Here is a 13,995-nt window from a genome sequence, read left to right on the forward strand (position 1 = left end):
GGCGACGCGCGTCATTGGCGACGCACGATCAACAACACCCTTGATTCCGCCAAACCGGGCACACTCAGGGTTTCGCGTTGCACCCGCCAGCAGGCTGGCAGGGCAGCCATCTCCTGATCGGCGGCGGCGGCCTTCATCGCCAATAACCGGACATCGCCCTGCATCAGGGGTCCGAGTAACTCCAACATGTCCGACAAGGCGGCGAAAGCGCGGCTGATAATCTGTGATGGAGCCTTACGGTACTGTTCCACGCGGGCGTGCACAACCTCCACGTTATGCAAACCCAGCTCCCGTCGCGCCTGACGGATGAAACGGAGTTTCTTGCCATTGCTGTCCAGCAGCACGAAGGACTGATCCGGGCGGGCCAGGGCCAGAGGGATACCGGGCAGCCCGGCACCGGTGCCCACATCCAGGGTGTCCACCGGTTCCACATGGGGCAGCACCGCCAGGGAATCGAGCAGGTGGCGGGTGACCATCTCCGCCGGATCACGCACGGCGGTAAGATTGTAGGCGCGATTCCAGCGCACCAGCAGGTCCCGATAGAGCAACAGGCGCTCCTGTTGCTCCCGGTCCAGGTCGATATTCAGTTCGGCCAGCCCCCGCGCCAGCCGCTGTTGATCTTCGGTCATGCCTGGCGGGCCGCCCGATGCTGGTGCTTTTTCAGATAGATCAGCAACAGGGAAATGGCCGCCGGCGTCACGCCGGGAATACGGCCGGCCTGGCCGATGGTCTCCGGGCGGACCTCGGCGAGCTTCTGCTTGACCTCATTGGACAGCCCCTGCACCTGGCCGAAGTCGAAGTCCGCCGGCAAACGCTGATGCTCGGCGGCGCGCAGCCGGGCAATCTCCGCCTCCTGACGGTCGATGTAACCCGCGTATTTGGCGAGGATTTCCATCTGTTCCACCACCGGCGGGGCCTCCGGTTCCAGCCCCATCGCCCCGATCAGGGCGTGGTAGTCGATTTCCGGGCGCTTGAGCAGATCCAGCAGGTTGTACTCGTGGGGCAGCGGCTTATCCACCAGGGCATTGATGCTGTCCGCCGCCGCCGTCCCCGGGCGCACCCAGGTGGCGCTCAGGCGCGTCTGTTCGCGCGCCATCCCTTCACGTTTGTCGTTGTAGGCAGCCCAGCGCTCATCGTCCACCAGCCCCAGCTCGCGGCCTTTTTCGGTCAGACGCAGGTCGGCGTTATCCTCACGCAGTAACAGGCGGTATTCGGCGCGGCTGGTGAACATACGGTACGGCTCGCGGGTGCCCATGGTGATCAGATCGTCCACCAGCACGCCCAGGTAGGCTTCGTCCCGGCGCGGCGTCCACGGCGCTTTCTCCTGGCTTATCAGGGCCGCGTTCAGACCCGCCAGCAAGCCCTGGGCACCGGCTTCTTCATAACCGGTGGTGCCGTTGATCTGGCCGGCGAAGAACAACCCCGGCATGTGCTTGGTCTCAAGGCTGTGCCGAAGATCCTGGGGATTGAAGAAATCGTACTCGATGGCGTAGCCCGGCCGGGTGATGTGCGCGTTCTCGAACCCGCGGATGGAACGTACCGCTGCCAGCTGGATATCGAACGGCAAACTGGTGGAAATGCCGTTGGGGTACAGCTCATGAGTGTTCAGCCCTTCCGGCTCCACGAACACCTGGTGGCTGGTCTTGTCCGGATAGCGGTTGACCTTGTCTTCCACGGACGGGCAATAGCGCGGCCCCACACCTTCGATGACCCCCGCGAACATCGGGCTGCGGTCAAAGCCGGAACGAATGATCTCGTGGGTGCGCTCGTTGGTATGGGTGACATGACAACACACCTGGCGCGGATGGTCCTCCACCCGGCCCAGGTAGCTCATCACCGGGGTCGGGCTGTCGCCCCACTGTTCCTCCATCACGGAGAAATCCACGCTTCTGCCGTCAATACGCGGCGGCGTGCCGGTTTTCAGCCGGTCGACACGAAACGGCAACTCACGCAGTCGGCGGGCCAGAGCATTGGAGGGCTGATCACCGGCCCGGCCACCCTGATGGTTTTCCATCCCCACATGGATGACCCCGCCGAGAAAAGTCCCCGCGGTCAGCACCACGGCATCAGCGTGGAAACGCAATCCCATGTTGGTCACCACCCCCACACAGCGGCCCTGCTCGACGATCAGATCATCGGCGGCCTGCTGGAACAGTGTGAGATGCGGCTGATTTTCCAGGACATGACGGATAGCGGCTTTATAAAGGATGCGATCGGCCTGGGCCCGAGTGGCGCGCACCGCCGGTCCCTTGCGGGCATTGAGTACCCGGAACTGGATGCCGGCCTGATCGGTGGCGCGGGCCATGGCCCCGCCCAGGGCATCGATCTCCCGCACCAGATGGCTCTTACCGATGCCGCCGATGGCCGGATTGCAACTCATCTGACCCAGAGTCTCGATATTATGAGTGAGCAACAGGGTTTCCACGCCCATGCGCGCCGCCGCCAGGGCGGCTTCGGTGCCGGCGTGGCCACCGCCAATCACGATCACGCCAAATCGCTGGGGAAAGTCCATGGAAATGTCTCGCTCAGAGTGCTGTACCCGATCAGGGCTGTGCAAAATATGATCAGTCCGGGCGCGCTAGTATAGTGCCATGGGAATTAAAAGAAAGGCCCGGCGGTCTGTTATGATGATCCTTGTCTTTATCCTCCCCCCGATATTCCAGGAGTGCATTTGGATTCGTTGAATCTGTTTCTGCTGATCGGCACCGGATTGATGTTCATCGGGCTGCTTTTGGGCTCCCTGAGCACCCGCATCGGCGTACCGTCCCTGTTGATGTTCCTGCTGGTGGGGATGGCCGCCGGCGAGGATGGCATCGGCGGTATTGAGTTCGACGATCTTTCCACCGCTTACGTCATCAGCAACATCGCCCTGGCGGTCATCCTCATGGATGGCGGCCTGCGCACCCGTATGGACACCTTTCGCCTGGCCCTGAAGCCGGCGCTGTCCCTGGCCAGCCTGGGCGTGGCCATCTCCGCCGCCCTGGTCGGCGCCTTCACTACCTGGCTGATGGGGGTGGACTGGCGCCTGGGGCTGCTGCTGGGCGGCATTATCGGCTCCACCGACGCGGCGGCGGTATTCAGCGTGATCAAAGGCGCCGGGGTCAATATCAATGAGCGGGTGGCCAGCACTCTGGAAATCGAATCCGGCCTCAACGACCCGATGGCGATCTTCATCACCCTGATGCTGGTCGGCGTGCTGGTGGAGCCGGACGCCGCCTTTGGCTTCGGCATGATCCTGACTCTGGTCCAGCAGTTTGGCCTGGGGGCGATCATCGGCCTGGGGCTGGGCGCGGTGCTCAGTGAAATCCTGTTGCGGGTGCGCAGCAACGAAGGCCTGCACGCCTTATTACTGTGCAGCGGCGGTGCCATGGTCTTCGCCCTCACCAACCTTGCCGGCGGCAGCGGCTTCCTGGCGATCTATCTGACCGGCCTGGTCGCCGGTAACCGCCGTGGCGGTACCGGCGACAACGTGCTGCGTTCCATGGACAGCATGGCCTGGCTGGCCCAATCCGGCATGTTCCTGATGCTCGGTCTGCTGATCACACCATCGGAACTGGGCCAGCACCTGCTGCCGGCACTGCTGGTGGCCTTGTTCCTGATGCTGGTGGCGCGGCCGGCGGCAGTATGGGTGAGCCTGATTCCCTTTATCTTCACCTGGCGCGAAAAGCTGTTCATCGCCTGGACCGGCCTGCGCGGGGCGGTGCCCATTGTCCTGGCGGTGTTCCCGCTGTTGGCGGGCGTGGGCGAGACCCGCCTGTTGTTCGATATCACCCTGGTGGTGGTATTGATTTCACTGCTGGCCCAGGGGGCCAGCCTGCGTTACATGGCACGATTGTTGAAAGTCTCGGTACCCGCCACGGCGGCGCCGAAGCAGATGGTGCCCATGGCGCACTCCGCCAACCGCTATCTGATGCAGTTCGAGGTGGAGGAAGGCGCCAAAGCCCAGGGCCAGCGGCTTGGCACCATCACCACCCAGCGCATTACCCCGATATTGATCATTCGGGACAAGACATTCCTCAATCTGTCCGAGGATCCGCAGATTGAAGCCGGGGACATGGTCAGTTGGTTGGCGCCGCTGAGCGAACAGGACTATCTGTCGGACATGTGCCACAAGATCACCGTGGCGGAAAGACGCTATTTCGGCGACTTCATCGTGCGTGGCAGCGTGCCGGTGGATCAGTTGGTGGCGGTATACGGTATCCATGAACTGGAGGAGCACCTGAAAGGCATGACCGTGGAAGCCGCCTTCGAGGACCACTTCGGTCAACACGCGGTGGTGGGTGACACCCTTAAACTGGGCGGCCTGAGACTGCGCGCCCGCACCGTGGAAAAAGGGCGGGTGATCATGGCGGGTATCAAACTGCCGCAATAATCCACTGTAAAATCAGGGATCGCAGGCCGTGGTATTGCGTTTAAGCGAGCAAAAACCCAGGAGGGATTCGATGCGATATTCAGGACACCGGGTTTTGATCACCGGCGCCGGGGCCGGTATTGGCCGGCTGATGGCGGAACGGATGGCAGGCCGTGGAGCGGAGGTGATCGTCACCGCCCGCCGCATCGACGCCGCCCGCGAGGTGGTGAAGCATATCGCCAACGCTGGCGGCACGGCCCACGCGTATACCCTGGATGTGGGGAAAATCAGCTCAATCGCCACCTTGCGTGACAAGATCCATGAGGAAGTCGGGCCGCTGACCATGCTGATCAACAATGCCGGCGTGGTGTTCGGCGGCGAATTCGAGCAAGTCTCCCTGGATCAGCATTTGCAGACCTTCAAGGTCAACAGCGAAGGTCTGATGGCCTGCACTCATGCCTTTCTTGACGATCTGATACAGGCGCAGCACGGCCATCTGGTGAACATCGCCAGCGCCTCCGCCTTTATCGGCCTGCCCTATGGCAGCAGCTACGCCGCCAGCAAATGGGCGGTGGTGGGTTTCTCCGAATCGTTGCGTCTGGAACTGGCCGAACGCGGCCTGCGTAATGTGAAAGTCACCACGGTCTGCCCCAGTTACATCGCCACCGGTATGTTCAAAGGGGTAAAAACACCGTTGTTCTCCCCCATGCTGACACCGGACAAGGTGGTCTCCAGCATTCTTAAGGGTATTGCCGCCGGTGAGCCCTTCGTGATCGAGCCGCCCATGGCCCGCTCCGTGGAGCTGCTCAAAGGCGTACTGCCACGCCGCCTTTGGGATCAGGTAGCCAAATACACCGGCGTATCCACCTCCATGTACAGCTGGAAGGGCAAGCAGGACTGACACTTCGCAGTCCACGGACCACCGCTGTCCCACAACTTTGGGCGGCTCCGGCGCTTGACCGCTGAATCCACAGCCGTGGCCAGTTCATCGGTCATGGAGATATGAATTCGCGCCGATTCGCCGGCAAGCCAGCTCCCACAGCGGCTTCGTAGCCCCGTTCTGTGGGACAGCGATGCTCCACGGACCGCGATTTGGTGCATAAACGTTCCCTAAAGACTCCTCACCTATTTACCCTAAAGCCGCCCCTTACACGCCTTCCCGTCAATGTCTGTCAACGACTGTTCGCCAACAATGCGGCATCCGGCCCGTTTGCCAACCGAAGGTGTGTTTATGCCGAGTTACAAGGCTCCCCTGCGCGATACGCGCTTTTTGATGAATGAAGTGTTTGATTTCGAAAGCCACTACAAGACGCTGCCCAACGGGGAAGAAGCCACCCCGGACATGGTGGAAGCGATCCTGTCGGAGATGGCCAAGCTGTGCGAGAACACCGTTGCCCCGCTGTATCAGAGCGGCGACGAGGAAGGCTGCCGCCTCGAGAACGGCCAGGTGTTTACACCAAAGGGCTACCCCGAAGCCTATAACGAATTCGTCGCCGGCGGCTGGCAAGGCCTGAGCCATCCGGTGGAGTATGGCGGCCAGGGCCTGCCCATGTCCCTGGGCCTGATCAAGCACGAGATGCTCGGCACCGCCAACTGGTCCTTCGCCATGTATCCGGGCCTGTCCCTGGGGGCGATGAACACTATCCAGATGCACGGCACCGACGAGCAGAAAGAAACCTATCTGACCAAGCTGACCGAAGGTACCTGGGCCGGCACCATGTGCCTGACTGAGCCGCAGTGCGGCACCGACCTGGGTCAGGTGAAAACCAAGGCCGAACCCCAGGACGGCGGCGCCTACAAGATCACCGGCACCAAGATCTTCATCTCCTCTGGTGACCACGATCTCACCGAGAACATCGTCCACATCGTGCTGGCGCGCCTGCCGGACGCCCCCGCCGGCACCAGGGGTATTTCTCTGTTTATCGTACCCAAGTATCTGCCCGGTCAGATCGGCGAGGACAACGGCGTAAGCTGCGGCGCCCTGGAAAAGAAAATGGGCATCAAGGCCTCCGCCACCTGCGTGATGAACTTCGATCAGGCCACCGGGTTTCTGATCGGCCCGCCCAACCAGGGCCTGGAGTGCATGTTCACCTTCATGAACAGCGCCCGTGTCGGCACCGCGATTCAAGGTGTGGCCCACGCCGAGCGCGCGTATCAGGCGTCCCTGCCCTACGCCAAGGAGCGCCGTTCCATGCGCGCCCTGTCCGGTAAAAAGGATCCGGAACAGGTCGCCGATGCCCTGATTCATCATGGCGACGTGCGCCGCATGCTGCTCAAGCAAAAAGCCTATGCCGAAGGCGGCCGCGCCATGGCGTACTTCACCGCCATGTACGCGGACCATATGATCGCCGGCATGCTGGAAAACGATCAGAAGAAGTACGACAAGTGGGACAGCGAACTGGGCTTTCTCACCCCGATCCTGAAGGGCTTCCTCACTGAAAAAGGCCTGGAAGCCGCCAACGAGGCCATGCAGGTATTCGGCGGTCACGGCTATATCAAGGAACACGGCATCGAGCAGATCGCCCGTGACGCGCGCATCGCCACTCTGTACGAAGGCACCACCGGCATCCAGGCATTGGATCTGCTCGGCCGCAAGGTGCTGCTGACCAGCCGCGGCAAGTGTGTGCGCAGCTTCTCCAGGAACCTGGTGGACTTCGGGCGGCAGAACCTCAAGGACGCCAGGCTACGCCCCTACGCCTGGAAGCTGCTGAAAATCGCCGCCGAGTGGAACTATCTGACCACCCGCATCATGCTGGCCGCCACCAAGGACCGGGACATCGTCTCCACCGCCAGTTACGACTACCTGATGTACTCCGGCTACGCCATGATGGCGTACTTCTGGGCGCTGCAAGCCGCCACCGCCCGTGACAAGCTGGAGAACGGTGGCAATGAGCCGGCGGAGTTCTACAAGGCGAAGCTGGCCACCGCGGAGTTCTATTTCGATCGCCTGCTGCCCGCCGCCAAAGGCCATGCCGACGCGGCGCTCAAACCCACTCGCAGCACCATGCAGATGAACGCGGAGCACTTCTCGTTCGACTACGAGTAAGCGTTTTCGCAACACATCGCGGTTAATCGACCGCTCCCACTGGAAGACTTGCGCTGTACCGGTGGGAGCGGTTCTCTTCATCCAGGAAAGAACCGCGATGATCTTTACGTCCGGCGTTGTTCGCGGTTTGCGCCATTGCCGGATTACAGCCAGTCCAGCACCTCGCCAAGGTGATCCAACACCAGATCCGCCTGGTCCTCGAAGTGTCGATTCTTCCCATTGCGCAACAATCCCGACGCCATACCGGCATTGCGGGCGGCCTGGAGATCGAAGACGAAGTCCCCGACGTACACCATGGTAGCCGGCCGCAATCCGAGGTGATCAGCGATCAACAGCAAACCCTCGGGGTGTGGCTTCGGAGCACAATCCTCGCGGGTCAGAATCAGGTCCACCGGCAACCCCAGCACGGCGTTGGTCCGTGCCACCGCCGCGCGGCTGTTACGGGTGAGAATCCCGGTGGGGACACCGTTTCGATGAAGCGTTTCCAAAACGTGCTGTGCCCCGTCGATCCAGGTGGCCGCCGACGCCCCTTCCATTTCATGGCGATCAATCACCGTACTCGCCCACGCTGCCTGCTCCGGGTCTTCCAGGGTCGCCAGATGCTCCAGCACGCCGATGCCTTCGGGAAACCCCAGCTCCCGCCGTAACACGGCAAAATCCAGACGGGTATCCACCAAGGTCCCGTCCAGATCAAACAACACCGCCGCAAACGGTCCCTCGGTCATAACAGCGGCCTCTCCACTAAACACGGATCCTCAATAATCCGGCATCACACCATGCCGGATTATTGGCACCCAGGACGGCACTGTAAAGCGACCGATATCGTCGTCATTCAACGGCGAATCCGGCGGCGCAGGCCCGCCAGTAACGCCAAGGTGATCATGCCCCCGAAGGCGCCGCCGCCTGAGCTGCCGGAGTCGCCGGGCTCGGGTTCCGGCTGGGGCTCTTCACCGCCGTCCAGGGCCAGGTCCACCCATACCGGGTCATGGTCGCTGGCGCGGTAGGCGTCGGCGGCGTAGAAGCTGTCGATCTGCCCTTCGCTCTTGTATTCGGTGTTGTAATCCAGGGCGCGGGGCTCGTCGGCATTGATATGCCATTCACCGGCGCCCAGGATCACGCTCTCCAGTCCCGCGTCCGCCAGGGCATGGTCCAGGTAACCGGTTTCGCCCATATAGACATAGCTGTAGGCGTCATCGCCGTTAAAGCGGGCCAGCAGGTTCTGGTAACCCGTCTCTTCCAGCGTACGGATCGGATCTTCCTTGGCGTAGGCGTTGAGGTCACCGATGATCAGGGTACCGGCGGCGGCTTCCTCCAGGCCGGTGGGGTTGTTCGCCAACCAGTCGGCAAGCATCCGCGCGGACTCGGTGCGTAGCGGGTTCCAGCAACCCTGGCCGTGTTCGGCGTTGGCGTCGCTGCCGTCTTCGGGACAGCTGCCCTTGGACTTGAGATGGTTCACCGACACCGTGACCACTTCCCCGCTGTTGAGATGACGAAAGCTCATCGCCAGCGGTTGCCGGCTTTTATCGGTGAAAGGCCCGCCTTCGAGCGTGGCCGGCTGGCCCACCGGTTCCACCACATCGGTGCGGTAGAGCATGCCCACGGCGATGGCATCGGTACCCAGTTGGTCCAGTCCGGGGTCAACAAAGGCCCAGGACGTTCCCAAAGCCTCCGTCAGTTCGGCGATGGCGGAGTCGGTCCCGTAGCCGTCGTTCTCGATTTCCATCAGTCCGATGACGTCGGCGTCCAGTTGCGACAGGGCGGTGAGAATCTTCGCTTTTTGCCGTTCGAATTCGGTCGGGTTATCGGCGCCCCGGTTGTCTGGATCATCAAACCCGCCGCCATTGCCGTCACCGTTGAAGAAGTTCAGTACGTTGAACGCCGCCACCCGCAGATTGCTGCCGGCGGTGCGGGTAGGCGCTTGCGGGCGCGGATTGGCGGCTTCGATCTGTACCGATACCGGCTGGATGCGCCAGTCATTGAAGCCGTAGCTGACAATGCCTTCCAGTTCGGTGACGGTATCCCCGACCCGCAGGGTATTGGTGGCGGACAGGCCGCCTTCGGGGTAGATCACCGGATCCGGATTCTGCGCGTTGCCAGCATCATCCAACAAAATCCGGTTGAGGGCATTGGCTTCGGCCACCGCGTTGGCGGCGTCTCCGGGTTCGGCCGCGTGGGTGGGAATCATGCGGCGACCGTGGCTGAGCATCACCGAGCCGTAGCGGGCCAGATCATAGACTTCGCTCACCGTCAGGGTTTGATCGCTCACTACCCACATCCCTTCCAGAGCTTCCAACTGATCCGCCTCGGTCAGCGGCAAAGTCAGTGTCGCCGGCGTCACCGCCACTTGAGCAGCGCACACCTCACCTTCACTCCAGGCAATCTGGGTTTGGCCGTTCTCCTCACTGATGGCACCACTGACACGGATCTGATTGCCCGCCTGCACCGAAACCTCGTTGTTGCCGGTATAGACGAACAGACCTTCGGAGGTCAGGTCATCCCCGTCACGGTCGGCGTCTTCCTCGATCACAAAGAAGCCGCTGAGGTCCGGGAAGACTCCGGTGACCACCGCTTCCACCACATGGGCCTCGCCGGCCAGCGGAGAAGCGTCTCCCTGCCCCTGGATTTGTGAGATCAGGGTGGCGGGATCGCCGCAGCTGCCCAGTTCCACCATCGGAGGTTCTTCTTCTTCCGTTACTTCTTCTCCGGGCAGGCCCAGACCGCTGAAGTCGTCAATGTCGGAGACGACCCATTGATCCGCGGGATCAAAGGCATCGTCGATGACGATATCCCCGGTGGTCACGGTTTCCCGACGTCTTAGCGTGCGGTCCTTGGTGGTGACGTCGCCGCTGGTCCAGGCGTCTCCGGGGTCTTCGCCGACACGGCCGAAGCTGTCCACCACGGTGTCGCCGTTGAACAGTACGTAGGCGTCGTCGCCGTTGTGGTTCACCACCGAGAGGAGTTCATCCGCCAGCGCCTTGAAGGTATCGTTCGCGCTGGGATTGACGATCACCCACACCTCGCCCGGTGCCAGGCTACCGCTCAGTGCCATGGAGGCATTGGGGCTGGCATTGCCGTTGGAATAGAGTTTCAGACTGTAATTGCTTAGGTCGAGAGCTACCTCACCGGTATTGTGCAACTCCAGGGCCTTGTTACTGGAACTGCCTTCCACGTACTCGCTGATCAATAAGTCCGCTGACGCGGCATTGGCCACCAGCACGGCGGTCAGACCGAGGAAAAGGCGTTTCATTTAATGCTCTCCCAATAGTTTGCCTTAGCCTGACGTGGATCAATGACCATCCCATGGCATCGGGATGGCAGGATTATTGCACTTATCTCATTGGCTCTCCGGGCATGACATCGCCCGGCTTTGGGCATCGCATCCACAACGGGTTTTAAGGCACTATCCTTAAGGCAGCACCAATGTTTTCATGCGGCATGGCCGCGCCTTTACCTGGCCCAGGTATAACAAAAAGGGGATGGCATGAAATCACTGAGTCCCGTGGACCAGCTCTTTCTGTGGCTGGAGAAACGCCAGCAACCCATGCATGTGGCCGGGTTGCAGTTGTTCTCGTTTCCCGAGGATGCCGGGCCCAAGTACGTCAGCGAACTGGCCCAGTCGATCCGCGACTATTGCTGCCCCGAGCCCCCGTTCAATCAGCGTCTTACCCGTCGTTTCGGCCAGTATTTCTGGACCGAGGACAAGCAGTTCGACATCGATCATCACTTCCGCCACGAAGCGCTGCCCAAGCCCGGCCGCATTCGTGAGCTGCTGTCGCTGGTGTCCGCCGAACACTCCAACCTGCTGGACCGGGAACGGCCGCTGTGGGAGGCCCATCTGATCGAAGGGATCCGCGGACGCCAGTTTGCCCTCTACACCAAGGTGCATCATTCCGTGGTCGATGGCATCTCCGCCATGCGCATGGGCATGCGGGCGCTGTCCAAGGATCCGGAAGAGCGGGACCTGCCGCCGGTGTGGGCCTATAAACCCGAGAAAAAACAACGCTCTCTGCCCAGCAATCCGGTGGACGCCATGAGCAGCCTGGCGCGCCTGACCGCTGGCGTGAGCAAGCAGGTGGCCACGGTGCCAGCGCTGGCGCGGGAACTGTACAAGGTCGGCCAGAAAGCCAAGACCGACCCGAACTACGTGTCCATCTTCCAGGCGCCGGATACCATGTTCAATCAGTGCATCACCGGCTCCCGTCGTTTCGCCGCGCAAAGCTTTGCCCTGCCCCGTCTGCGCAAGCTGGCCGGCACTTTCAGTTGCACCATCAACGACTTGGTATTGAGCATGTGCGGCCACGCACTGCGTGAGTACCTGATCAGCCAGAACGCCCTTCCGGACCAGCCGCTGATCGCCATGGTGCCGCTCTCCCTGCGCAAGGACGACAGCGCCGGGGGTAATCAGATTGCCCTGATTCTGGCCAATCTGGGCACTCATGTGTGTGATCCGGCCAACCGCCTGCGTATCGTCCAGGCCTCGGTAAAAGACGCCAAACGGCGCTTTGCCCAAATGAGCCCGGAGGAAATTCTCAACTTCACTGCTCTGAGCATGACCCCCACCGGCCTGAACCTGCTCACCGGTCTTGCACCAAAATGGCGCGCTTTCAATGTGATTATCTCCAATGTCCCCGGACCACGGGAGCCGTTGTATTGGAATGGTGCCCGCTTGCGCGGCATGTACCCGGTATCGGTGGTACTGGACCGGATCGCCCTCAATATCACCCTGACCAGCTACCAGGATCAGCTGGAATTCGGCCTGATCGCCTGTCGCCGGACCCTGCCCTCCATGCAGCGCCTGCTCGATTATCTGGAAAATTCGATACGGGAACTGGAGATCGCCGCCGGTTTCAAATAGGAACTGGCCCGGCCCCCATGACGGCCCGCTTTACCCACCGCGGACCACGGTTACAAAAAAATCAGTGGTGCCGGCTGGAAAAGGGGAGTAGAGTCGGAAGTGCTGCAGATTCAGGCAGTGGTGGTTTGTTTTGGTAGTTGCCTTCCCCCGCGCGAAGCTGAGAAGTCTCCGAACACCCTCCTCCGGTTTGCAAGCAAAACCCTATGTAAAGTTTTGAGGTATAGATTCACATGGCTACTGGTACCGTTAAATGGTTCAACGAGTCCAAGGGGTTCGGTTTCATCTCCCAGGACGACGGTGGTGCGGACGTATTCGTTCACTTCAGCGCGATCCAAGGCTCCGGGTTCCGTACCCTGGCTGAAGGTCAGAAAGTTTCCTTCGATATCCAGCAGGGCCCGAAAGGCCCGCAGGCAGCTAACGTAGAAGCCGGCTAAGGCTTCTTAGTACGCTGGAAAGCCCCGCCTCGCGCGGGGTTTTCATATTCAGGACTCAGGGCGACGGCGAAAGCCGGACCGTCGGATTCTTCTTTTTTGTCTCTCACCCCCTCCCTTGCTTCGGACACCCTGTCCGCCGCAACGTCTTGACGGCCCCCGCCACGTCTCCCTGTATCACCACAATCGACAAAGCCAGGCAGAGACCATGACAATTACCCTGTATGGCGGTGAAGTCAGCTACTTCACAGGCAAAGTCCGCGCCTACCTGCGCTGGGCGGATCTTCCGTTCGAGGAAGTGATCGCCAGTGCCGACGTTTACAGACAGATCATTCTCCCCTCCGTGGGCGTACCGGTGATTCCGGTACTGCGCACCCAAAGTGGTGAGATCCTGCAAGACACCACGGTCATCATCGAAGCCCTGGACCGGGACCGCACCAATGGCCCGCCTTCCGTCTATCCCGCCACCCCGATTCGCAAGCTGGTCGCTCTGATGCTGGAAACCTACGGGGATGAATGGCTGGTGATCCCCGCCATGCACTACCGCTGGCACTATGATCGCGAATGGGCGATGGGCGAATTCGGCGCCCTCAATGCCCCCCAGGCGTCCACCGAAGAGCAGTTCAAGATTGGCGGCAAGCTGGCCGTGCCTTTCTCCAACGCCGCGTCACTGTTGGGCGCCACACCGGACATGATGGACGCGGTGGAAAGGGCCTACGAAGCCTTGCTGGCGGAGCTGGATGCCCATTTCGCCTCATCTCCGGCCCTGCTTGGAACCCAGGCCACCATGGCCGACTTCGGCCTGATCGGTCCGCTCTATGCCCATCTCTACCGCGATCCCACACCGGGCGAACTGATGCGCCGACAGGCGCCGAACGTGGCACGCTGGGTGGAGGAGCTGCAGTTTCAGCCACGGCGACTGAGGAAACCGCTGGACGATGGCGATGACATCCCCGCCACGCTGCTGCCGATCCTGCGCCGCATGGCCCGGGAACAGCTGCCGCCCCTGGTGGACGCCGCCGGCAAGGTCAGCGCCTGGATGGCGGAGCATCCCGGCGAGTCTCTGCCCCGGACCCTCGGTAAACACGGGTTTGAGTTGGAGGGCCAGCGCGGGGAAAGGATCCTGCGCCCCTATAGTCTGTGGATGGTGCAGCGAATCCGTGATCACCTGAAAAGCCTGGAGCCGGCGGCCCGCTCCCGGGCCGATGCCTTTTTGCGTTCCATTGGCGCCAACGCCCTTATTGAATTTCCAGACCCGCCAAGACTGGCCCAGGACAAGCTGTCCGTGCGACCGGCCGGGAACTGACGGCCT

At 61.6% G+C, this 13,995-nt stretch carries 10 protein-coding genes; 6 read left to right on the plus strand and 4 right to left on the minus strand.

The window, feature by feature from the left end; genetic code table 11:
* Positions 1-11: 11 nt before the first annotated feature.
* The gene (gene rsmG, locus MA04_RS01350) at positions 12-629 is read right to left on the minus strand and encodes a 16S rRNA (guanine(527)-N(7))-methyltransferase RsmG (RefSeq protein WP_262459195.1); all 618 of its coding nucleotides are present in this window, start codon (positions 627-629) and stop codon (positions 12-14) included.
* Positions 626-2,512, minus strand: coding sequence for a tRNA uridine-5-carboxymethylaminomethyl(34) synthesis enzyme MnmG (mnmG, locus tag MA04_RS01355; protein ID WP_163124888.1), 1,887 nt, complete (start codon positions 2,510-2,512; stop codon positions 626-628). Before mnmG ends, rsmG begins: the two co-directional genes overlap by 4 nt.
* Positions 2,513-2,665: 153 nt before the next feature.
* Between mnmG and MA04_RS01360 the strand changes: the two genes are divergently transcribed.
* From MA04_RS01360 to MA04_RS01370, 3 genes are all read left to right on the plus strand, one after another.
* Positions 2,666-4,372, plus strand: a complete 1,707-nt coding sequence (locus MA04_RS01360) for a potassium/proton antiporter (protein WP_240342711.1) — start codon at positions 2,666-2,668, stop codon at positions 4,370-4,372.
* Between the two features lie 70 nt (positions 4,373-4,442).
* A complete protein-coding gene (locus MA04_RS01365; protein WP_262459196.1) occupies positions 4,443-5,252 on the plus strand; it encodes an SDR family NAD(P)-dependent oxidoreductase in 810 nt (269 codons plus the stop codon).
* 330 nt (positions 5,253-5,582) lie between these two features.
* Positions 5,583-7,397, plus strand: coding sequence for an acyl-CoA dehydrogenase C-terminal domain-containing protein (locus tag MA04_RS01370; RefSeq protein ID WP_262459197.1), 1,815 nt, complete (start codon positions 5,583-5,585; stop codon positions 7,395-7,397).
* Positions 7,398-7,540: 143 nt separating this feature from the next.
* On the opposite strand, the gene MA04_RS01375 is transcribed toward MA04_RS01370, so the two are convergent.
* Positions 7,541-8,122 carry an HAD family hydrolase gene (locus MA04_RS01375; protein WP_163124880.1) on the minus strand — a complete coding sequence of 194 codons (582 nt, stop codon included), beginning with the start codon at positions 8,120-8,122 and terminating at the stop codon, positions 7,541-7,543.
* Between the two features lie 107 nt (positions 8,123-8,229).
* Positions 8,230-10,644, minus strand: a complete 2,415-nt coding sequence (locus MA04_RS01380; RefSeq protein ID WP_262459198.1) for an ExeM/NucH family extracellular endonuclease — start codon at positions 10,642-10,644, stop codon at positions 8,230-8,232.
* 234 nt (positions 10,645-10,878) lie between these two features.
* On the opposite strand from MA04_RS01380, the gene MA04_RS01385 reads away from it, so the two are divergent.
* The 3 genes from MA04_RS01385 (at position 10,879) to MA04_RS01395 (ending at position 13,989) form a co-directional block, all read left to right on the plus strand.
* Complete coding sequence (locus MA04_RS01385) at positions 10,879-12,252, plus strand: WS/DGAT/MGAT family O-acyltransferase (RefSeq protein WP_163124876.1); 1,374 nt, start codon at positions 10,879-10,881, stop codon at positions 12,250-12,252.
* Positions 12,253-12,482: 230 nt separating this feature from the next.
* A complete protein-coding gene (gene cspE, locus MA04_RS01390; RefSeq protein ID WP_014996745.1) occupies positions 12,483-12,686 on the plus strand; it encodes a transcription antiterminator/RNA stability regulator CspE in 204 nt (67 codons plus the stop codon).
* Between the two features lie 205 nt (positions 12,687-12,891).
* Complete coding sequence (locus MA04_RS01395) at positions 12,892-13,989, plus strand: glutathione S-transferase N-terminal domain-containing protein (protein ID WP_262459199.1); 1,098 nt, start codon at positions 12,892-12,894, stop codon at positions 13,987-13,989.
* The last annotated feature ends 6 nt before the right edge of the window (positions 13,990-13,995 follow it).

Source organism: Alloalcanivorax balearicus MACL04, from assembly GCF_025532145.1.
GTDB lineage: Bacteria > Pseudomonadota > Gammaproteobacteria > Pseudomonadales > Alcanivoracaceae > Alloalcanivorax > Alloalcanivorax balearicus.